Below are 20455 nucleotides of genomic sequence, written 5' to 3'. Positions count from 1 at the left end.
CGAGAGTTTGCTCCTTATCTCTCCTCTCTTACACATGACTCTGTTCCCGCCGTCCGATCCACCACTCTCGTCGCCCTGCGCCCCGCCCCCCCCGGGGGGGCGCCCCCCCCCCCCGGGTCGCGTGGTGCGGATTCAGGCACGGGTCGGTGCGATATAGCGCCGGACGGCGACCATCAGGCACCCGGCGGCCGCGAACCCGGCCAGGGCTCCCCCGGCCCGTGCGCCGGCGGCGGCGGAGCTGGTCAAGTGCGCCGCGTCGGCCAGTTCGATGGAGCCGACGAAGAACCCGGCACAGAGAGCCAGGCAGCCCAGGAAGAGCAGGGCCAGGCGGGCTTCGAGGGGGAGCCAGGCCGGTCCCTTGGAGGGGCCGATGCGGGTGTTGACGTGGGCGATGTGGGCGGAGAGGGCCTGGTCGCGGGTGCCTGCAGGCGGCCGGGGCATCCGGCCGCAGGAGCAATCGGCCCGGAAGCGGGCCTCGCCTGCGACGGCGGATGCGTCCTCGTCGATGACGATCTCCGGCAGGTGTCGGCCGTCGTCGATGGCGAACCGGTCAAGCACGGGGGCCTCCTTGTCAGTCGTGGGTGGTGGACTCGCTGTGCGGGCCGGCGGGCACGGCAGTCGTACGGGCGGCCGCCGTTTGCCGACGCTGCCGCGTCAGCCGGTCTTCTCCGGGGGCAGGGCCAGGTCGAGATACGCGTTGAGGCTGGCGCTGTCGAGCTTGCCGTCCATCGACAGCGACCGCAGCAGCGTGTCGGCGACGGCGTCGCGGGGGATGTCGAGACGGCTCTGGGCCTCGCGGACGATGTCGCCGATGGCGTACTGGCCGTAGTCGGGGTGGTGGCGGATGAGCCAGTCCAGGGTCTTGGCGACGGGGGTGGTCAGGGCGTAGAAGTGCGTGCGGTCGTCGCCTTCGTCGCTGTCCCAGCCGTGCTGTTCCGTCAGTTCATCGAGGACGGCGTGACGGATGGTGGCGGCGAGGTGGTCGGTGGGGATGATGTCGTCCAGGCGCATGGCAACGCTGAGGGCGAGTTCGTCGGAGATCCCGCGTACGTCCGGCTCGTTGCGGTGGCGCAGTACCCAGCGCTTGCGGGTCTGCGGGCGGCCCCAGAGCAGGGATTGGAACTTGGCGGTGAGGCGTTCCCGCAGGTCGCTTACGCCAGCGGGGAGTGCGTCGGGGTCGGGTCCGGCCACGGCGGCTGCGACGTTCTCCCGGCTGCGCTGGGTGACCCAGTCCTGGGCGACCGGGCGGGACCAGGCGCTGCGTCCGCTGACGGTGGCCTGGGGCAGGGGGACGTTGCCTTCGCCGCGGGAGGCGTACGAGCGCAGGGTGGAGGCGGCGATGCCGGCCAGGCCCGCGAACTCGGTGACGCCCAGCAGTTGGTCGGCGGCGAGTTCGGGAGCGGAGAGCTGGACCACGCACTGCCCGGTCGGGAAGGCGCCGTCGCGGTCGGTGCGGTGCTTTGCCCACAGTGCGAGGTGGTAGCTCCACTGTCCGGCGAGCGCTGCGTCCGGGTCGAAGGAGGTGACGTTCAGAAGGTGGCTGGCGTTCGGGTGGGCGCCGTCGTTCAGGAGCTGGTCGGCGGTGACGGTGATCGCGGCCGGGACCGGGGTACGGACGAAGTCCTCGTCGGCCGCGTCCCAGATCTGGCCGGGCCGGTACCAGGTGGCTCCGTCCCACCAGTAGCCGCCGGCCCGGAACAGCAGCGGGCCGCCGTGCCATGCGGCGTGCAGCTCGTTGGCGTCGTCGTCGCGCACGAGCAGGACCGTCCGGCCGTGGTCGGGGTGGTAGCGCACGCACCAGGCGAACTCGTTGCGCTGGGGGTCGGTGGTGTAGGCGCGCCATCCGCCGGCGGTGCGCTCGAGGTCGTAGCGGCCCCACATGCCGTCGCCGCGCTTGCGGCCGACGGCTTCGAGCTCGCGGGGGTCGTCGAGGGGGATGTGGGAGTCGTCGACGAACGGCAGGTCGGGGACGGGGTGGTCGGTTCGCAGGCCGTTGGCCAGGGGGCGCAGCGTGTACACGAGGTGTGTTGTGTCCTTTCCCGCTGTAGCGCTGTAGATATCTACAGCGTACCGCTTTCTTGTCTGCAGCTAAACCAAGTAGGCGGGATTGGCGGGAAGTTGCCGCACCGCGCCGGACACCACGGCGCGGGGAAGAAGGCTGTGCAGAGGCGCAGCACCGCTGGTCTGCGACATGTCGGCCCGCTACCCGTTCCTTTTCCCGGGGCTGTGCTCTCTGGCCGGAAACGCGCAGCCCGCCTCCGCCCGACCGGACTCCCCTGCGGGCCTTCCGCTCCAGCCGATCAGCTGTCCATGCGGCCAGCGGCCGCATCGCCCCCGGTGCGACCTGGGTAGCAACATCAGCGCCCCGCAGAATTCGCGGGCACCCGTTGCACGTGTCCTGGAGGAGGCCCCGGTGGCCAAGCGGAACAAGAAGCCCCTCGCCCAGCAGAAGCCGTTCCGTGTCCGCTCGGCCCGTTTCTCGGACGAGGACGTCATGATGCGCATACTCGCCCTCGCCGATCCCGACGACCCCGCACCCTTCGAGAGCTCGCGCACCGTCCTGTTACGAGGCCCCCAGGGCCCCCTCTCCCACGGCCGCGCCCTTCTCCTGGTTGCTCAGCACCAGGACGGTGCCATCGCCGGCGCGCTGACCGCCTCGCCGCCGGACTGGATCGTCAACCATCCGGGCGTCACCGGCGAGCACAACCAAGCCGCCCTGATCAACCGGCTCGGCACCGTTCACGGAGTCGCCGTCGACGAGCCCTACCGCGCACAGGGCATCGCCCGCGCCCTCATCGCCGAAGCCGAGCGCTACCTCTCCCGCCAGGGCTACGGGCTCATCACCCTGGACCACAGGCCGGATCTGACCGAGTTCTACGCCCGCCTCGGGTACGCCCACGGCGCCCAGCTCGTCATCCACACTCCCGGGCCGCTGATCGCCCAGCCCGCCCACACCGGCATGATCCATTCCTTCAAGCCGCTGGATGGCAACGTCCGGCTGCGCATGATCCCCGGCTATCCCGAACCGATGGTCTCCGGCCTGGTCTCCCGTACCCACATTCGGGAAGGCACCCAATTCCTGCCTGGCCGCGGCCTGTTCGTTCCCCGGGGTGCATAGCCCACAGCCAGCCTCTGCCCCAAGTACTTGCAGGTCCGACCGCGGACCATGACGCCCGCGTTGCGTCCACTGCGTGATTCCTGCTTCTTCGAATGGGTGGCGACGTCCAACGATGTCCGGGCAGCGGGTGCAGGGTGTGGGCGAGGAGCCGTTTGAGCCCAGGGCGTTGGCTGCTCCTTCGTGCGTCGTATGCGCTACGCTGCCGCCGATGGTGCGGCACGCGCATGCCAGGCCATGTCAGATCCCGGCCGGAACCGCACCCACGCGCCCGGCAAGCGGACAAGGGTCTCAGACTCGCGCAGCAATCTCTCGTTGAACGTGATGACTCCTGCTGCGGCATGGGCGTGGGCATGCTGCGGAAGGACTGGCATGACGAGGGACAAGAAGCGCAAGGCCGCGATCCGCGAGATGCAGGTTCAAACAGGCCGCCGCTACACCCAGGTCGCCCGCGAGATGGCTGCCGCGACCGACCGGGAGCCAAACGGCTTCCTGCTCTCCCAGCTGCTGACCGAGTGCGCCACCGTTGCCCCGGCAGACGTCGACTGGGGCTACGACTCCGAACTCGCGCCGGAGGTGTTCCACTCCCGGCTGCTCGGCGGTGCCGTGCCTTACGGCACCGTTCTGGAACTCGCGGGCTCACTAGCGCAAGAGGGACGCTCCGCACGTCTCACGCTGGAGTCCATGAGTCCTCTGGAAGAGGCAGTCGTCGTCTGCGGCAACCGCCGCTTCCAGCTCATCCTCACGCAAGACATGGTCAGGGAGCTGTGCCAGACATCCGCCTGCCGGAACGACCAGCCCGGCTGGGCCTTCCTCCACTGTTCCAGCCACCTCCCGGACTGCAGCGGCGACGCCCTGGTCTCCATCACCGAGGAATGGGCGTACAGCTTCAAACCGGACGCCGGCCGTGACGTGGACCGTCTCGAAGGCAGCGCGGAAGCAGACCTCCTCATCAAGGCCGCCACCGCAAACGGCACCTATGAGCGCGTCAGCAAGGCTCTGCTCGATTCCCTCTTCGTAGCCCCCGATGCGCTCGATGACATGTTCTGGAGTGAAGAGGAGACACTGGCCATGCAGCACGCGATCGAACGGGAGCGTCTTCGCCTGCACAACGTGGCGCGTGCCGAAGCACGGCGCCTTTGGAAGGTTTTCGGCGCCTGTGTGACCTGCGGCGGCCGCCTCAACGCCTACAGCTGGGACCCGGGTGTTCCGCCACGGTTCTGCTCAGCGAACTGCGTTCCGCCTGCTCCCAGTTCCTCCCCGGAGTCGGCCACGACCGAACGCCCGGCTAGTCGGCGGCCGGCAGAAGAACCCGCCCGGTAGGGCGATTTAGGGCCACCCATGACGAACTACCGGCGGGTGCCTGCTTGCCAGGCAGGCACCCACCGGCCCCTGCGCGTCTCGCCGGTCTAGGGCACAACCTTCGGACTCGCGGCGGTGCGGGCCGGGTGCCAGCGACCGTGACGTGGACACAGGCGTACGCGCCGGTGCCCCATAGGCAGGTCTCTCCGATGCCGCGTTCGCGTGGGCCGCGCAAGACCTGGTCACTGGGGGCAACGCATTCCACGGTGGCGCCGTAGGTGGAGACGCCGGCGCACTGCAGGCCTGACGACTTCTCCTCACCACTCAAAAATTGAGTACTGCTGAGCGCTTTACAGTAGAGTGGTTAGTGGTCGTGTCGCGTCGTTCAGAGGAGACCCGCGTTGCCCACCGTGAGCCTGCACTTCGACTCGTCCCTGATCGCCCGCTTGGCCGCCGCGGGGCCGGAAGAGACCGTTCACATCACCCTGTCTCTCGACCTCGCGCCCCACGGGGCCCCAGAGGGTGATGCCTCCGGTCCCGGGCGTGCCGTGGCCCCGCAGGGCCCGCTGGCTGAGCTGCTGTTGAAGGGGCTGCTGCAGGCCGGGGACACGCTGTCCTTCCAGCAGCGGCGGGCGGGCCGGGAGGCCGTGGCGACGGTGACCGCTGACGGGCGGCTGATCGTCGAAGGGCAGGCGGTGCCGTACACCTCGCCGTCGAAGGCGGCCTCAGCGGTCACCGGCACGGCGTCGAACGGGTGGGTGTTGTGGCGGACCGCGGACGGCCGCGCCCTCGATGCGCTGCGCCAGCAGCTGCAGCAGGACTCATCGACGGCTCGGGCCTAGGCCGGAGCCAGGGCTCCCCTACACCGCTTGTCACCAGTTCGTTCGTGGAGGAGTACGTGAGTGCGCCGCACCGCCCCCGTCCCGCGTCGCCGCTGGCACAGCCGCCGGGCACGGGCCCGGCTGCGGCTGGTGTCGCAGTGCCGGCCGGTGATTGGTCCGAGGAGGTCCTGACCGGAACCGTCCTGCCCAGCGTCCTGGGCGGCGCAGTGCCGCAGCCGGAACCGGTGCGCCCGGTGGTGGTGTTCGTCGCCGGGCAGGCAGGCAGCGGCAAGACGCTGGTCGTCGACCTGGTGCACGCCGCGCTGGAGCGGCGAGGCGGTGCGGTGCGGGTGGACCGCGACGCCTACAAGAACATCCACCCCCACTACGCAGCACTGCTCAGCGAAGACGTGCGGACCGCTGGGGTGCGGGTGCGGGCCGAGACCTACCAGTGGCAGGCCGAAGTGGAGGCTCAGGTGCGAGCCGGCCGGTATGACGCGGTGGTGGAGGCGCCTTTAGCCAACCCCCAAGAGTTCCTGGCCGGGATGGCCGCATACCGGCAGGCGGGCTACCGCGTCGAGCTGGTGGCCCTGGCCGTGCCCGAGGCGGTCAGCCAGCTCGGCATTTTGGACCGGTACCTGCGCCTCGCCCGGGAGGGCCGGGCTAGGTACGTCTCCTGGGACAATCACGACCAGTGCGCTGCCGCCCTGGTCGAGACCCTCGGCATGGTGGAGGCCGCGCACCTGGCGGACCGGGTCTTCGTCGTCCGGCGCTCCACGGAGACGGCGCTGGAGGCCGTGTACGACAACGAACTTGCGTCCGGGCAATGGTGCCGCCCGGCGGGCGCAGCACGCGCGGTGCTCGCTGAGCGCAAGCGCCCGTGGGACGCCAGGGAGACGGGCCGGTTCCGCCGTCAGCTCGCCGACGCCGACCGGCGCCTGACCGACCCCCGACTGCCGGAGGACTGGACGCTGGCGGTCCGCCGCGACGCCGAACGCGCCGCTGCCCTGGCCGAGCCAGTCCGACGCACCGCCCAGCCCCGCCGGGAGCCTCCCGGGGTCGACTACCACCGGCTCTCCGCAGAGGAACACCGCTGGATCTTCGACGAGTTGATCGTTCCACTGCTGGGACAGGTCACACCGCAGGACAGACCCGTCGCGGTGTACGTGATGGGCCAGCCCGGCGCCGGCAAGACCCGGGCCGCTCAAATGGTCCGACGCACCCTGCGCGACGGCCCCGCCCACATCACGGGTGACGACTTCAAATTCTCCCACCCGGACTACCTGCAGCTCTTGCGTGAGGAGCCGCGCACGGCCTCCGCGCGGATCCGCGCCGACTACCGAGCCTGGCAGGCTCAGGCCGAAGCGTACGTGCGCGAGCGGCGCGGGGACGTGGTCATCGAGATCACCCCGGAAAACGCCGCCGCCTTCGTCACCAGCGCGTCCCTGTACCGGCAGGCCGGATACCGGGTGGAGCTGCTGGTCCTGGCCGTGCGCGCAGCCGATTCCCGGCAGGGCACGGCCGTCCGCTACGCCACGGTGAGCCAGCGAGGCGTGCCCGCACGGTTCACCACCGCCGCCGGGCACGACACTCACTTCGCCGTCCTCCCCGAGGTGGTGGCGGCTGCCGAGCAGCTGTCCGTGGTCGACTCGGTCACGGTGATGCGGCGGGACGCCCACGTCCTCTACCGCAACGAACAAATCACCCAGGGACGGTGGGCACGGCGCCCCGCCGCCGCCTTCGCCCTGGTCGCGGAGCAGTCCCGCCCCTACACCACCGAGGAAGCCGCGCGGTTCTGTGCCGCCCAGCGCTGGCTGCGTTCCGCGATGCCGCAGTACCGCGACGAACTCATCGCGATCGGACGCCTGGCATGCCCGTTAATGCCCCCGGCCCTGCAGCCGCATCAGCTCGACGCGCATGCCCCCGTGGCCGCGCTCCCCATGCCCGTCAGCGCCATGCTGTAGCTTGATCGGTAGGCGCGGGGCCTATGCGGTCGGGGTGCGACCGCTGGAGAGTCCAGGAGGACTCGTGCCCATAGGCCGCGTCAACGCCGCGAACTTCATCGCTCGCCTTCTGCCAGAACCGCACGAGACGGATCTCGGCGGCGAGCCCGCCCACCACCTACTGGTCACCGCTCACGCCGACCGGGTATGCCCACCGTCAGGCCACAGCATCGGCTGGACGGACTGCTACGCCAGCGCTGACATGCTGCCTCTGACCCACAAAGCGGATCTGCTGCTTGAGCCGAACGGCAAACCAAGGTCGATTCCGGATCATCTGGTCGGCGAGGCACGTGAGCGGGCGGAGCGGGTCGGCCGCCAAGCGGCGTGGATCCGTCGGGAAGCTCACCGTCGCGGACTTCACTGACGCCGCCCGTCATCCAGCGCGCGCCCCACCCCGGGGCGGGCGTTCGCGTGGTCAGTCCCCGTATTCGCGCACTGACCAGCCGTCTGGCACTTCGCGGACTTCGAAGCCTGGCGCGATGATCTGGTGCAGTGTTTCGCCGTCGGTCCAATCGTTGAGCGTGTCGGCGAGAGTGGTGATCAGCGGCTCGTCCACGTTGTCGAAGAGGATGACGGGCTCGACGGCCAGTTGGGCATCGGTTCGCCGCATGCCGTCGACGGGGGTGGCCCAGCCGACGATTGGCATCACCAGAATCACGCCGCCGTCGGGGCATTTGATCGCCACTCGCCACCCGTCCGGGGCGGCAGCAAAAGGGAACGGGACTGCGGTCATGACGGCAGACTCTAACCTGGCGGTTCGGGCAGGTGCCCGGGCGTGACAGGCACGGTGGCGCCGCAGCTACGACTCGTGCTGCGCCTCGCTGGCTTCCAACTCCTTCAGGCGTGCGGCATAGACGGCGGCGATGCGCGCGATCTCCTCAGGCCCAGCCGTCCTCAGCCGGTTCTGGTCCTCCACGCACTCCTGACGCCGCGCCTTCAGTTCCTCCAGGCGCTGCTCGTTCCCGGAGCGCCGCGCGAGGAGGAGCTGCCGGCTGTACCAGGCGATGACGTTCCCCACGATCTCGTGCGCCATCTCATACCCGGCGTCGCCGCCGTCCGGGTCCCAAGCCGGTCCCGACGATGGTGAACGTGGCGGTTCCGGGGAGGACGATGCGGGGTCGTGCACGGAGAACCACCTCGAGGCGCGTTGAGAACCGGACGGCGAAAAGATCATTGTCCGGCGTGGGCGGGAACCAGTCCATCACCGGCTCCTCTCAGCCTGCATATCCCGCCGGGGCTGCCGCCGACCACCGCCCGCAGCATAAATTGGGACCGCAGGTGATCACATCGGGGGGACACACCACATGACCGACCTTCGTGCGCTGTTCAGCTCCAATGACCCCGTGGGCAGCAACGAGGCGTTCACCAACCGCCAAGACCAGTGGGATCTCGTCGCCACCGCCATCGAGGAGCACCTGCGGCACATCGCCGCTCCGGCCTTCAACGTTGAGGACCTCGAAGCCCCTCGCAACAACGTGATCGTGTTTCACGGGGTGGGCGGCGTCGGCAAGTCGACCCTGCTGCGCAAACTCGAAGCCTCGCTCACCGCAGCTGACCAGCGTCCCGTGCACTGGGGTGCCCCCGCCTGGGCGGGTGAGAAGATCCTGCCCATCCGCATCGACCTGGCCCGCTCGGCATCGACCGGTTCGGACTTCGAGCGCGTCGTGCTGACGATCCGTCTGGCCCTGGCTGCCACCGTCGGGCGCCCTCTGCCGAGCTTCGACCTCGCGCTGCGCCGCTACTGGGATGCCCAGCACCCCGGTGAGCCGCTGGAGGAGTACGTCCGGCGCACCGGCCTGGTGGGGAAGTTCGGACAGATGCTGCCCGGGCAGCTGCAGGCCGCGGTCAGCGAGGCCATCGGCGCCCTGCAACTGCCCGGCCTGGTGGGCTCGGCGGCCGGGCAGGTCACCACTGCGCTCGTACAGGCCCTGCGTGAGCGCCGCGAACGGGCGCGGGCCCTCGCCGGCTGCGCCCGCACCGCCGCCCTGCTCGAGGCCGAACCTGACCTGGAGGCACTCTCCTTCTACCCGCACCTGCTGGCGTGGGAGATCAGCCGCCTGCCCGCGAAGAAGGCGGCCGTGCCGGTCCTCCTGCTGGACACCTTCGAGGACACCAGCGACCGCCACCGCGACACCGAACGGCTCCTGCAACGCCTCGTGTGGCTCATGCCGAACTGCTTCTTCGTCATCAGCGGCCGCAACCGTCTGCAGTGGGCCGATACTGCCCTCCAGGGCCAGCTTGACTACACCGGCCCCGCCGCCTGGCCCGGCCTGACCCCCCAAGCGGGGCAGCCGGCACGCGCCGCCGGACAGGGCGGCGCCCGCCAGCACCTGATCGGGGACTTCTCCGAACAGGACTGCGACACCTACCTCGCCCACCGCCTCACCCAGGACGGCCAGCCGCTGATCAGCCCTGACATCCGCGCCGTCATCACCCAGCGCTCGCACGGCCTGCCGCTCCACCTCGACCTGGCCGTCGCCCGCTTCCTGGAGATCCGCCGCACCGGCCGCACCCCCACCCCGGCCGACTTCGACCACACCTTCCCCGCGCTCATCGCCCGCACCCTCTCCGACCTCACCGCCGACGAGCGCCACGTCCTGCGCAGCGCCAGCCTGCTCGATGCCTTCGACCTGGACCTGGCCACCCACGCCGCAGGCCTCACCCACCAAGCAGCGGCCCGCAGGCTCATCGAACGGCCCATGATCACCGAAGACCCCTACGCGATCTGGCCCTACCACCTCCACGGGGCCATCCGCACCGCACTGCGCACCGCCGACGACCACACCGAGGACCGCTGGACCTCCGCCGACTGGCACCGGGCCGCCGAACGCGCTCTCGCCGCCCTGGGTCAGCAGAGGCAGGACGGCCGCGCCGACGTCCCCGGCCGGACTCTCCTCGTCGCGTGCCTGCGCCAGGGCCTGCGCCTGGCCCGCGACCACCGGCTGGATGACCTCAGCTGGCTCACCGACGCCGCCTTCGCCTACACCGACGACTCCGTGTGGGAACCCCTCGCCCCGCCCACCCACGCTCTGGTCTCCGCTGGAACCGGCCCGCATCGGGGCCCGGACACGCCCGCCGACGCTCTGGCCGAACTCCTCGTCGCCATCGGCCGCCGCCAGCACGAACACCGCGAACGCACCGCAGAGCGCCTCACCGCCGTCCTGGGCACCGGCCTGCTCTCCGGCGAACTTGCCGAACTCGCCCTGTACTACCGGGCCAAAGCCCACAAGGACCTCGGCCGCACCGACGCCGCCGCGGACGGTATGCGCCAGGTCGCCGACGCCGGCGGCCGGCTCGCCGTGCGCGCCCGCCGCGGCCTGGCCAACCTCGCCCGCATCCGCGGCGACTTCCCCACCGCCCTCGCCGCCGTCCCCACCCTGGGCTGGAAAGGCCGCCACCACCGCGTCCTCGGCCACATCCGCTGGCCCCACGGCGACATCGACCGCGCCACCGCCGCCTTCGAAGCCGCACGGACCGAAGCCGAACAGCACGACGCCCCGGGCGAGCGGGCCATCGCCCAGACCCACATCGCCCTGGTCACCGCCTTCGCCAGCCCGGCCCGTGCCGACGACGAACTCGCCCTCGCCCACCAGCTCCTGGCCCACCTCGACCAGCGCGCCACCACCCTCCTCGCCCACGTCGTCGGCCTCGTACGCGACGCCGGCACCGACCGCGACGTAACCGACCGCGCCACCGTGCTGCGCACCGAGATCACCGTCGCCGGCCTCGCCTTCCTCACCCCGCTCCTGGAAACCGCCCTCGCCTTCCACCACGCTGTACGCGGCGCACAGGACGACCTGGCGGCCACCCTCGACCGTCTGCACGAGGCGACCGCGAACGGCGACTTCGCCTACTACCGCCACATCGCAGCCGCCATGGGAGACCTGCCACAGCCCGCCGGGCCCGCCATACGCTGGCTCGACGATGAACCCACCGTCCGTACCCGCTGGCGCGCCCTCGTCACCGCCCGCCAACAGCGCCTGCACGGCACTCAGTAACAGCCGGTTCAGCCGCCGTCCTCGTCCTCGGTGTACGGCTCCGCAAGGCGCAGCCCGAGGTCGTCTGGAAGTCTCATGCCGCAGCGGCGGCCGCCACCAGCTCTGGGAAACGCTGCTCCCAGCAGGTGCGCACCGGCTTGCCCAGGGCGATCCGCAGGAGTGGCCAGTGCCTCACGAGCAGATCGGCGTTGAGGTAGCCGGTGAGGTCCTCGCGTAGACCGTTCGTGAGCACGATGCGGTACAGGCCCAGCAGCAGCTTCTCGTCACTGACCTCGAAGCGCCTCAGCCCCGACCAGGCCAGATGCAACGGCAGCTCGACCGTCCCGGTCGCGGGACCGGACAGCTCCTCGAGGCGAGCGGGCAGACGCTCGGCCACATGAGCCCAGCGGGAAGCGGTGGCATGGTGCCGGTCACGGCTTCAGTGTGGTCCCTCATAGCAGGACCCATCGTCCATCAGGGGAAGCCGATCGTGTGCCAGCGCATCCGGCCGCAGCCTGCCGCCGCCCGGCAGTCGTCGAGGTTCCGGCCAGCCGGCTGCTCACGCTCTGTCCAAGGTGATCAACGGTTCGGGGCCTGTGAGGCTCATGGAACGGGCTCGCGCCCGCGAATCGCGGACGCGAGCCTGAGGACGTCTCTGAGGCGACCGGTCTACCCGGCGCTGTAGGCAGCCTGCAGCCGGGCGAGGAGGTCGCGTGTGTCCTTCGCGGAGAACGCGGTGACGTCGTTCTGTTCCGCGCCTTCGACGGCGATGTTCCACTCACCCTCGCCTGCTGCCGCCACTTGGATGGGCGGCTGGGCCATCCACATGACGTCGATGCCGCGCCGGACCACCACGGCGATGAGGCTGGGCAGCAGCACCGCGCCGCCTGCGCCGCCTGGACCCATGAGCAGGTCGGCGAGGGCCTCGGTGGCGTTGTCACCGCGGACGCTTTCCGTGGTGAGGGCGACTTGCCCACCACCGGCGCTGGTGAGCATCACGGCCATGTGCGTGCAGTCCTCGTTCCGCTGCCACGGGGGAATCTTCCAGTCGAAGGTCATGCGCTCATCTTGCCCACGCAGCACGGCAGTTGATGCCACTCGTGGTGTCCCACGTCGTGGTTTCGATTACTCGAGGACGGTCGAGGCAGATGGAGCGGGCGTCCGAGGAGAGCTGGCTCATCGGCCTCTGTAGACGTCTTCGTCAACCGGCGGTCCGTCCCCGACGTAGTCGTAGGGGTCGTCGTCCAAGAGAACGTCCTCGTCCAGGTCGCCGAGGTGAAAGAGAAGCTTGCTGCTCACTTCGAGGTCGCATGCCGCGCAGTGGAATCCGTAAGGGACGAGGTAGACCCCTTCCTGGCCGGCGATGCCCTGGACGTTCACTAGACCGGCCACCCACCCCTGAGAACCGCAGGCCGGGCACTGTTTCGGTGCTTCCCGGCTCATGGTGATCAGCGGCTGACTGGTGATTGCGGCCAAAACCACATCACGCTCTTTGCGGGACATATGCCCGAAGCGCTGTTCGAACAGTGAGCGTGCCTTGACGAGCAAAGCTTCCGCCGCGACGCGCTCTTGTCGCACCTGCTCATCGACCAGCTTGTCGTGCAGGACCCGGTAGGGGCCCCAGTAGCCGTTCGGATCGACTTTCAGTTCTTCGAGAACCGGGTCGACGAGGCGCAAGCAGACCGTGAATACCGCTTCAGCTTGTGCGGCGTCGTGTATCGCGCTGTGGGCAACCCCATTGCGGGCGTCCGCCAGGGGCTCGAGGGCCTTCTTGTCGATCGGGATCTTCCTGGGAAGGAGCCTCAGCACCCGCTCATGGGCTTCAGCGAGGCCGATGGTCTTGACCTTGGTCAGAGGAGCCGCGTGGGAGCCCAGGCCCGTGGCATGGAGCAACGAGTCGAAGTGCCGGCCGTCGACGATCAGAGCCGGGTGGATTCCAGCGAGGTAGGCCTTGAGCAGATGCTCTGTAGCGACGCCGGCGTGGTGAACGGCGAAGTCGTAGCTTTCAGTCCCCTCGACGAAGGCTGCCAGCGCCGCATTCATCCATCTTTGAGATGAACTTTTCAACTGCTCTGAATCCATGGCCGAGACGATAGGGCCGCTGGACCGTCAAGCGCTCCTGTTCGGGACCGCAGCCGTTCCAGCAGAGCCAGAATGCGCCTGGGGATTCAGGTGGAGTTCAGCCGGCGTGACACCGGAGCCGCCATACGGACTGGGCCAAGCAAGGGAGAGATGACCGGCGACGCGCCGTCCACCAGCGGAGGCACGCCATGGCCACTGCCCGCTGATCTCGACTGGAGACGGAGGCCCTGGCCTGCTCACGCCAGAGTGTCGGGGTCAATGCCCTGGGCCCGGGCCAGAGCGAACAGAACGCGCTCCATACCCTCCAGCCGTTGATCGAGGCCATCCAACCGTTGCGTGATCGTGCGATCTCCCGGCGCGCCGATGGCGTTGGCGAGTGAGTCGATGTTCCCGAACGCCGTGGTCTGCTGCTCGCGGATCTCTCCGAGCTGCTCGCCGTGCTCGGCCAGGGTGCGCCCCGTTCGGAACGCCGACGCCTCCAGGTCCCGGAGCCGTTCGTCGTGCGTCTTTGTCTCTCCCGCCATCCCCCCATCCTGGCAGATGCGGACCGGCGCTGGTGCCGGCCGCCCGCCAGTCCATCAGTGGGCACCATCACACCAGGTCAGCACCTCGCACGGTGGCCCGAGCGCGAACACCCCGGCATGATCGGAGAAATGTTCGACAAGCTCTGTCGCCGCCGTCCCTGCCCGGCGGCTTCCCCCGTTCCGCCTCCGGCCGCAGCGGCCCCGGCACTGGCCGACGCTGCCATGCTCGCCGACATCGGCCGCGTACGCGCCGCCCTCGTCGCCGTCGGCGTCGATTTCGAGGGGCCTGGTGGCGCTCACGAACCTGCCTGACGCGGCTGCGAGGCCCGGAAACGCTGCCTGACGTCCCGGTGGCCAGCCAGGGATTCCGCGTCACGCGACTCCGATCATGGTGGCGAGCGGGCGCCGTGGCGGGCCGGCGCTGCTTCTCGCTACCGTCGCCAGATGACCTTCAATGATGAGTTCGCCACCGACTTACGGCTGAGTGAGGCACCGACCGGGGTGATCGTCAGCGCGCTGCGCTGGGACATCCTGAACGACTGGGTCCGGTATCTGAACGACGACAAGTTCCCGGATAAGACGGCCGAGATGGCGTACGTCTGGGGATTCATCAACCGGGACTTCGGCGGCGACGCGCTGCGCTGCCTGTGGAGCAAGCACGAGACCAGTTACCCCATGTTCGCTGAGGCGGTGTGGCTGCTGCACCGCGAGTTCAGCGAAGGCGCCGGATCAGACCATCACCCTCTCTTCGGTGACCTGCCGCCGATCCCTGCCGACGTCCTGTTTCGAAAGATCGCGAACGCGTCCGCGGTGGCCTTCCGGAAGCTGACGGAGGCTCAGATGCTCGACATCCTCCGCACGGCACCGCAGGAGTACGCAGCGATGCGGTAAAGGCCACCCGAAGCGCCGACGGCCCCGCCCTGGAATCGCCTGACGAGCGGGGCCGTCTAAGCCTTCCGGGCCTGGTTCGGCCAGCTCCGGTTCACCAACGACGGATGACGCCACAACTCCCGCTGAATGTCCGACCGGAAATCGGCGCTCCGCCGAACGCCCGCCGGGACAAGATCAGCCCAACAAGCGGCCAGAACACGGCCGTTAACGGCATCACGACCACTCAGGGGGACTCGTTTATGGGCAAACGCTCGGCGAAGAAGACAAAGCAGGCACCGCCCCTGTCCGCCGACCGTGTCCGCGCAGGCTGGCAGGGCCCGGCCGGGACCCGCATCCGTCTGGCCCAGGGCCAGGACCTCGACGCCGCCGACGCGCTGATGGCCACCACCGGCGACGGAGTCAGGATCCTCCCCGTCCTGCGCGCCGCCATCGAGGACGGCTCCGCCGCCTCCGCCATGCTCGCCGGACTGGCCGGCCCGAAGGCGTACCACGACGCCGCCGCTCACGCCTTCACGTCCCGGCCCATGAACGAGGCCATGACCACCGTCTGCCTGACGCTGGTCGCCGCTGACGAGCAGGACCGCACCGTCGGCGTGCTGTCTGCCACCGCCCCGGGAACCGTCATCGACATGGCCATGAACAACGGCTACACCGCCGAGAAGGCCCTGGCTCTGAGCCTGTTCATCGCCAAGATCCATGGCCTGGCGGTTGCCGAGAACGCCCGAGGGCAGGGCATCGCGGGCGCCTTGCTCAAGCGGGCCTGGCAAGTCCACCAGCAGCTCGGCTACTTCCTGCTGTACGGCTCGTACGAGGCACACCGGGACCTCGGCGCCTTCTACATCCGCTGCGGTTACACCGTCCACGCACCCGGCGAGATGTTCCCCCTCGACCGCGTAGCCCTGCCCTTCCGTCTCGGTGCAGGAGCCGACCAGTGCATGTTCACCCGCTGGCGCCCACGGCACTGGGGGCGACCAGCCCCTCCCGAACACTTCGGCGCATTGACGACCCGGGCTGGCCAGGGCATCAGCCCCCAGCGCTAGCTGGCCCTGCTGCTGGCACCTTCAACTGAGCGGGGCTGGTGACCGGCCTTCTCCGCTCGTGCCCGGCGCAGGGCGGCGGCCTCGGTCGCCGCGACCTGGCGGCGGCGCTGTGCGCGGGCCTGCTCGATCAGGGCCGGCGCATCGTCTGCGACGGTGTCGGGCTCGGGAAACGCGCGGCGGGACAGCGCCCGCAGCGCGGCGGTCTGCCGCTCCACCGCCTGGGCGATGGCCGGGTCCACGCGGGACGGCGGTGCGGCCTGGCGGTGCGCCTCGATCGCCCGGTGGTAGCCGTCCGGCGGGGCAGGGCGCGGCGATGGCATGGCGGGCATGGCGGGCATGGTCGGCTGCGGCCCTGCCGCGGCGGCCGCCTTGGCGGGGCTGGCCTTCCCGGGGGTGGGCGGCAGGACGTGCAGGGTGCGCACGTTCGCGTCGGGCACCTTCGCGTTGGCCGCCGTGATCAGCTTGGGTGCGCTCCAGCGCAGCTTCGTGCCGTACGCGGGGGCTTCGGGGGCGACGTCCAGGCGGCCGATGTCCGCGTCGAATGCCACGGCCTGGACGTGGCCAGCGAGTTCGGGCGCGGCCGCGGCGAGGATGTCGCCGAACTGCGCGAGGAGGCTACCGCCGGCGGCCGGGGCGACCATGCCGCGCTCGGTCATCATCATGGTGATCGCCGTGCCGAGCCCGAGCGGCTCGCGGCCGTTGCGCCGTACCACCTGCGTCCGGGACCGCTTCGGCTTCGCCTTCTGGGTGCCGCCGTTCTTCTTCGCCGCCTCCCGGGCCGCGGCCAGGGCCTGGCGAGCGAGGTCGACCCCGCTCAGCTCGCTGCTCACGCGATCGCCGCCCCGGCCTGGTCGCCATCGAGGGGCCGTGCTGCGAGCTCCGTCAGCCGGGCCGACCACGGCGCAGGCGCGACCGTCTCGGTACGGGCCGCCGTACGCTTGCGCAGCTGCTCCAACCGCGTCGCCAGCAGGTACTCGGCAGTGCGCTCCCGGGCGGCGTCGGCGGCCTTCGTCGCGGCGGCGACCGCGTCCGCGCCGTTCGGGTTCGCGCGGAACCACCTGCGGTTCTGCTCGGTCTTGTATGCCCGGCGGGCTTCCGCGTCGGCCTCCTCGGTGCTGCCCAACCGCCCGAGGGCGCTGCTGCGGTACTCCGGCAGCGCCTGCTGCACGGCCTGGAGGGCGTTGAAGGCGAGCACGGACGCCGCAGCGGTGGGGTTCGCCTCCAGCTCGCCCGGCTCCATCAGCTGAAGGAACTGCCGGTGGGTGGTCTCGATGTCGGCTTCCAGGGTTGCCCGGACGTGTGCAGCCACCGCGGCGACGTCGCCGACGTCGTCCAGGTCGGCCGCCCAGGTGGCCGCGACCAGCCCGGCCTCCACGATCGCTGCCTCGGTCCGGCGCCGGTAACCGCACGCCTCGCACAGCCCGGCCGACCGCTGCTGCCCGCAGTCCTCGCACGCCAGTGCCTGGCGCACTGCGTCGGCGGCCGCCGCCTCCCGACGCTCACGCTCCCCCCGCTCCCGGGCAGCCGCACGGGCCTTCTCCCGCCGGGCCTGCTCCGCGCGGGCCTGCTCACGGCGCCACACGAAGTCCTCCGCCTCCGCCACGGCGTACTCACGCAGCCGCTCCTCGAGGACCTGGCGCCGCTCCGCCACACCGACCCCGGGCAACTCCCGGTCGATGTCGGCTGCGATCCGCAGGCGGCGGGCACGGCGGATGTGAATCACGTTGCCGCAGTTGGCGCAGTCGCCGCCGGTATCCAGCCGGATCCCGTCGTCGCAGCGCACGTCCGAGCAGGCCGGCCGCTGCACCAGGCCCCGCCGGGTGATCCAGCCGAACGGGCTGCTCACCCGCGCCTCACCACCGGTCTCCTCCAGCCGGTCGGCGAGCCGGTCGGCCAGCAGCCGAGGCGCGCCCTCCGGCTGCATCATCAGGTTCTTCAGCCGCTCCAGCTCGGCATTCACAGCCTTCACGACCTGGTCCTGCTGCCAGCGGTTCAGCCCCGCCCACAGCCACGCCACCGGCCCCAGAACAACCCGCAGACCAAGATCCTCAGGAAGGTCCGCCCTCCCCTGCTGCCGCGTCTTTCCGCCCGCCACGGTCTCGAGCCGACCACCGGCCTTGGTCCCGGCAGCACGCTGACCACCCTGCTCATCGACCGCGGACTTGCCAGGTTTTTCCCCGCGGAGCGGGCCGACCTCCGCCACCGGCGACGCAGGCTCGGCGGCGGCCCCGCCGCCCACGGCCTGGTCCTCGCGCACGCACACGCGCTCCGGCCGACGGCCTTCACCCCCACGGCCTTCGCCGGAAAAACCACCAGAGAGCGGAGGAGAAGAAACGGGAGTAACCACAGAAGCGTGGTCTGTGTGGAACTCTGCACCATCGGGACGCTCCCGGTCTCCCGCTTCCACGGCCGCCTCAGCACCACAAACCCCAGACGTATCAAGGCCACCGGCACCCTGGCCGGGAGCAAGATCTCCGACTGCACCATCGGGACGCTGCGAAGACACCGAGTCAGAGCCCCAAACCGGCTCCACAGGGGCCAGAACACGGCCGTACGCACGGGCGACCGGCAGCAGCATGACCCGGCCACGGCCATTCATCCGTGTCACCGTCGCCTTGCGCTGCCGCGCAACGACACCGGCCTCCGTCAGCCGGGCCAGCACCTTCCGCGCCCCGGACGGCGAGCAGCCCAGCAGCCGGGACAGCGTCGCCGCCCCGCGCCCCTCCTTCTTGCGCACCGAGCCACCGCACAGCTGCAGCCAGCCCGACGCCCGGGTGTTCAGCACCATCAGCAACAGCCCGAGCCGGTCCGTCGCCGCGCCCTTGCCCGAGCGGCCGGCCAGCAGCCCGGGCGGCGTCGGCTCCTTGTCCTCCGGCGCCCACCCCGGCCCGAACAACGCTTCGATCAGACGCAGCAGCACCGCCAGCTCAGCCTTGTTCAGCGCCAGAGGGTGCGCTGCTCCCCCGCCCTGGTGCGCCCGCCACAAGGGCATGACCAGACAGTCCAGCCCGACCGGGTGCCCCTCATCGTTGATGACCATCCGGGTGTGCAGCGCGTTCCTCTGCCGCAGAACCGGCAGCACGTCGTGATGAACCGTCGACGCCGTCATCCCCAGCCACCGACCCAGCTCCGCACCCCAGATGTACGACTGCAGATCGTCCTTACGCCCCTCCGGTGCCCGCGACTTCGCAAACAGCACCACCGTGGTCAACCGCGCCGCATCCCCAAGCCCGGCCAGCGAATCATCCGCCAGCAGCGCCCGGACCGCGGCCAGCAACCGCAGCCGCATACCCCGACCCAGCCGCAACGCCTCGTCCAGAGCCTCGCCGCCAGGACGATCCCAGGCCGGCACCGACCGCAGCACATCGCGCTGCCGGGGAAGCACCGGAGCATCGACCACGACTTCATCGCCGAGTTCCGACACCATCGCAGCCGACGCTGCCATGCCGCTCACTTGGATGTCCCAGAGAACTGCGCTCGGGGCGCCGTGCTAGTCCGCTGGAATGGCGGAATGGGTCGCTCAAGAAGAAACTGTGACCCGATAGACGGCGCAAAATGCGCCAATCGGGCATGGATGGGCTGACAAAGGGCAGCACGATGCTGCAACATGGATCCTGCCTCGCTTCGATATCGAGGTGGGCATGAAAAAGGCGCCTTTGGCGCTTGGTTCGCCGAGAACCAGAGATCGAACTGTTCGGCCGGCTGCTAACCGGAAGAGCAGATCCTTCGGGAGGGCCCGCTAAGCCCACCCGGTGGCAGATGGGACGCTGTAGCCGAGGTGACCGCTAATCACCTGGGTGGCCGGGCGTCCCGGCGGCTCGAAGACCCGCTGAGCGGGCGCCGCCAATCGCGACTACACCATCTCGCCCCCTTCCGGGGCGGAGGTGTGCCCGCACGCGGACCGGTGCGGGAAGACAGAGAAGACACGAGACCGGAGCGACGTACGCGCCATCGCTGCTACGGCAGGTGCCTTGGAGTGTGTCTGTCGGAGGGTACGGGTACCCTGCTCCATGTCGAGACCTTCCCTAGATAGGTCTGCGGCCGTGCCCCGGAGCACCACCTCGCGGGGCTTAACCATGTCCATATGGATCTTATTCAGGGGACACGGTACCCCTCTGAGATCGCCCAGCGACACCCCGGTACCGCTCGTGTCGCCAACAGGGCGGCACCTCCTGACGGAGCGCCAGAGCACTCGGTCACCTGCCCCATTCCACACTCGGGCCACAGCCCGGGCATGATGAGCGGTATGCACGCGACGCAGAAGCCCAGGCATGACGATCCCCTCGACGTGGAGACCTTCGCCCGCCCTGAGCAGCAGCGCCGCTACATCGCGGCCATGCACCGCCTCGCCGCAGAGCGTCGCACCGGCGATCCGGTCCGCGTCTACGTCAGCGCCGCGCCCAAGACCACTAACGACGCTAACTGGCAGCGCTGGCTCAAGCGCATCACCGAGGACCTGCCCGACGGCGTCGAGCTCCTCCACTACGGTTCCGCCTTCGAGGGACGGCCCTACGCTTGGGACACGCTCGTGGACCAGCTCGACGGCCTCGTCGTCATCGGAAGGCCCAAGCGGCTCGGCAGCCGTGTCCACGTCCTCGGACCCGTTGCCCGCCTCGAACTCCGCTCGCTGGTCGCGCAAAAGCCCGTCCTGCTCTTCACCCACAATCTCGGCCTCGTCCCCGTCGTCGACTGCAAGAGCC

General features: G+C 70.0%; 19 protein-coding genes and 1 pseudogene. 10 read left to right on the top strand and 10 right to left on the bottom strand.

Annotated features, from left to right (window positions below; all coding sequences use genetic code 11):
* Positions 1–132: 132 nt before the first annotated feature.
* Entirely contained in the window at positions 133–558 is a 426-nt protein-coding gene (locus ACWGJB_RS38305) for a hypothetical protein (RefSeq protein WP_453384661.1), read from the bottom strand.
* Between the two features lie 96 nt (positions 559–654).
* Complete coding sequence (locus ACWGJB_RS38300) at positions 655–2019, bottom strand: hypothetical protein (protein ID WP_453384660.1); 1365 nt, start codon at positions 2017–2019, stop codon at positions 655–657.
* Between the two features lie 394 nt (positions 2020–2413).
* Between ACWGJB_RS38300 and ACWGJB_RS38295 the strand changes: the two genes are divergently transcribed.
* From ACWGJB_RS38295 to ACWGJB_RS38275, 5 genes are all read left to right on the top strand, one after another.
* The gene (locus tag ACWGJB_RS38295; RefSeq protein ID WP_453384659.1) at positions 2414–3118 is read left to right on the top strand and encodes a GNAT family N-acetyltransferase; all 705 of its coding nucleotides are present in this window, start codon (positions 2414–2416) and stop codon (positions 3116–3118) included.
* A gap of 369 nt (positions 3119–3487) precedes the next feature.
* Positions 3488–4438, top strand: a complete 951-nt coding sequence (locus ACWGJB_RS38290; protein ID WP_453384658.1) for a hypothetical protein — start codon at positions 3488–3490, stop codon at positions 4436–4438.
* A 389-nt stretch (positions 4439–4827) separates the two neighbouring features.
* Positions 4828–5259 (top strand): DUF4357 domain-containing protein, encoded by a 432-nt coding sequence (locus ACWGJB_RS38285; RefSeq protein WP_453384713.1) that lies wholly within the window; start codon positions 4828–4830, stop codon positions 5257–5259.
* Between the two features lie 137 nt (positions 5260–5396).
* A complete protein-coding gene (locus tag ACWGJB_RS38280) occupies positions 5397–7202 on the top strand; it encodes a zeta toxin family protein (protein WP_453384657.1) in 1806 nt (601 codons plus the stop codon).
* A gap of 64 nt (positions 7203–7266) precedes the next feature.
* Positions 7267–7605, top strand: coding sequence for a hypothetical protein (locus ACWGJB_RS38275; RefSeq protein ID WP_453384656.1), 339 nt, complete (start codon positions 7267–7269; stop codon positions 7603–7605).
* Between the two features lie 51 nt (positions 7606–7656).
* Here ACWGJB_RS38275 and ACWGJB_RS38270 read toward each other — a convergent pair whose 3' ends face one another.
* Complete coding sequence (locus ACWGJB_RS38270; RefSeq protein ID WP_453384655.1) at positions 7657–7974, bottom strand: hypothetical protein; 318 nt, start codon at positions 7972–7974, stop codon at positions 7657–7659.
* 66 nt (positions 7975–8040) lie between these two features.
* Positions 8041–8367 carry a hypothetical protein gene (locus tag ACWGJB_RS38265; RefSeq protein ID WP_453384654.1) on the bottom strand — a complete coding sequence of 109 codons (327 nt, stop codon included), beginning with the start codon at positions 8365–8367 and terminating at the stop codon, positions 8041–8043.
* 178 nt (positions 8368–8545) lie between these two features.
* Here ACWGJB_RS38265 and ACWGJB_RS38260 point away from each other — a divergent pair, with 178 nt between their 5' ends.
* The gene (locus ACWGJB_RS38260; protein WP_453384653.1) at positions 8546–11239 is read left to right on the top strand and encodes an ATP/GTP-binding protein; all 2694 of its coding nucleotides are present in this window, start codon (positions 8546–8548) and stop codon (positions 11237–11239) included.
* Positions 11240–11312: 73 nt separating this feature from the next.
* Here the strand turns inward: ACWGJB_RS38260 and ACWGJB_RS38255 are convergent, their stop codons facing one another.
* The 4 genes from ACWGJB_RS38255 to ACWGJB_RS38240 all read right to left on the bottom strand — a co-directional run bounded on the left by ACWGJB_RS38255 (position 11313) and on the right by ACWGJB_RS38240 (position 13824).
* Positions 11313–11615, bottom strand: a complete 303-nt coding sequence (locus ACWGJB_RS38255) for a hypothetical protein (protein WP_453384652.1) — start codon at positions 11613–11615, stop codon at positions 11313–11315.
* Positions 11616–11887: 272 nt separating this feature from the next.
* The gene (locus tag ACWGJB_RS38250; RefSeq protein ID WP_391600859.1) at positions 11888–12277 is read right to left on the bottom strand and encodes a hypothetical protein; all 390 of its coding nucleotides are present in this window, start codon (positions 12275–12277) and stop codon (positions 11888–11890) included.
* 117 nt (positions 12278–12394) lie between these two features.
* Positions 12395–13300, bottom strand: a complete 906-nt coding sequence (locus ACWGJB_RS38245) for a hypothetical protein (protein ID WP_450283943.1) — start codon at positions 13298–13300, stop codon at positions 12395–12397.
* A gap of 236 nt (positions 13301–13536) precedes the next feature.
* Positions 13537–13824, bottom strand: coding sequence for a hypothetical protein (locus ACWGJB_RS38240; RefSeq protein WP_058928871.1), 288 nt, complete (start codon positions 13822–13824; stop codon positions 13537–13539).
* 129 nt (positions 13825–13953) lie between these two features.
* Here ACWGJB_RS38240 and ACWGJB_RS38235 point away from each other — a divergent pair, with 129 nt between their 5' ends.
* The 3 genes from ACWGJB_RS38235 to ACWGJB_RS38225 all read left to right on the top strand — a co-directional run bounded on the left by ACWGJB_RS38235 (position 13954) and on the right by ACWGJB_RS38225 (position 15755).
* Complete coding sequence (locus ACWGJB_RS38235) at positions 13954–14136, top strand: hypothetical protein (protein WP_453384651.1); 183 nt, start codon at positions 13954–13956, stop codon at positions 14134–14136.
* 132 nt (positions 14137–14268) lie between these two features.
* Positions 14269–14715, top strand: a complete 447-nt coding sequence (locus tag ACWGJB_RS38230) for a hypothetical protein (protein WP_450283945.1) — start codon at positions 14269–14271, stop codon at positions 14713–14715.
* Between the two features lie 239 nt (positions 14716–14954).
* A complete protein-coding gene (locus ACWGJB_RS38225; protein WP_453384650.1) occupies positions 14955–15755 on the top strand; it encodes a GNAT family N-acetyltransferase in 801 nt (266 codons plus the stop codon).
* On the opposite strand, the gene ACWGJB_RS38220 is transcribed toward ACWGJB_RS38225, so the two are convergent.
* Both ACWGJB_RS38220 and ACWGJB_RS38215 read right to left on the bottom strand, forming a co-directional pair.
* Positions 15752–16585 carry a DUF721 domain-containing protein gene (locus ACWGJB_RS38220; RefSeq protein WP_453384649.1) on the bottom strand — a complete coding sequence of 278 codons (834 nt, stop codon included), beginning with the start codon at positions 16583–16585 and terminating at the stop codon, positions 15752–15754. The genes ACWGJB_RS38225 and ACWGJB_RS38220 overlap by 4 nt on opposite strands.
* Positions 16582–19200: a hypothetical protein gene (locus ACWGJB_RS38215; RefSeq protein WP_453384712.1), complete on the bottom strand. Its 2619-nt coding sequence runs from the start codon at positions 19198–19200 to the stop codon at positions 16582–16584. The genes ACWGJB_RS38220 and ACWGJB_RS38215 overlap by 4 nt, the downstream gene beginning before the upstream one ends.
* A gap of 801 nt (positions 19201–20001) precedes the next feature.
* Between ACWGJB_RS38215 and ACWGJB_RS38210 the strand changes: the two are divergent.
* A pseudogene (locus ACWGJB_RS38210) lies at positions 20002–20455 on the top strand (hypothetical protein); the annotation flags it as partial.

Source organism: Streptomyces sp. NPDC054813, from assembly GCF_053611365.1.
Note: the sequence above shows the minus strand (reverse complement) of the source record. Positions and strands in the feature narration are given on the sequence as shown.

Bases quoted from the DNA above. Each gene is read 5' to 3' on its own strand.
- ACWGJB_RS38225 (WP_453384650.1), top strand. From the start codon at position 14,955: ATGGGCAAACGCTCGGCGAAGAAGACAAAGCAGGCACCGCCCCTGTCC.
- ACWGJB_RS38245 (WP_450283943.1), bottom strand. From the start codon at position 13,300: ATGGATTCAGAGCAGTTGAAAAGTTCATCTCAAAGATGGATGAATGCG.
- ACWGJB_RS38215 (WP_453384712.1), bottom strand. From the start codon at position 19,200: ATGGCAGCGTCGGCTGCGATGGTGTCGGAACTCGGCGATGAAGTCGTG.
- ACWGJB_RS38250 (WP_391600859.1), bottom strand. From the start codon at position 12,277: ATGACCTTCGACTGGAAGATTCCCCCGTGGCAGCGGAACGAGGACTGC.
- ACWGJB_RS38240 (WP_058928871.1), bottom strand. From the start codon at position 13,824: ATGGCGGGAGAGACAAAGACGCACGACGAACGGCTCCGGGACCTGGAG.
- ACWGJB_RS38235 (WP_453384651.1), top strand. From the start codon at position 13,954: ATGTTCGACAAGCTCTGTCGCCGCCGTCCCTGCCCGGCGGCTTCCCCC.
- ACWGJB_RS38270 (WP_453384655.1), bottom strand. From the start codon at position 7,974: ATGACCGCAGTCCCGTTCCCTTTTGCTGCCGCCCCGGACGGGTGGCGA.
- ACWGJB_RS38260 (WP_453384653.1), top strand. From the start codon at position 8,546: ATGACCGACCTTCGTGCGCTGTTCAGCTCCAATGACCCCGTGGGCAGC.
- ACWGJB_RS38290 (WP_453384658.1), top strand. From the start codon at position 3,488: ATGACGAGGGACAAGAAGCGCAAGGCCGCGATCCGCGAGATGCAGGTT.
- ACWGJB_RS38230 (WP_450283945.1), top strand. From the start codon at position 14,269: ATGACCTTCAATGATGAGTTCGCCACCGACTTACGGCTGAGTGAGGCA.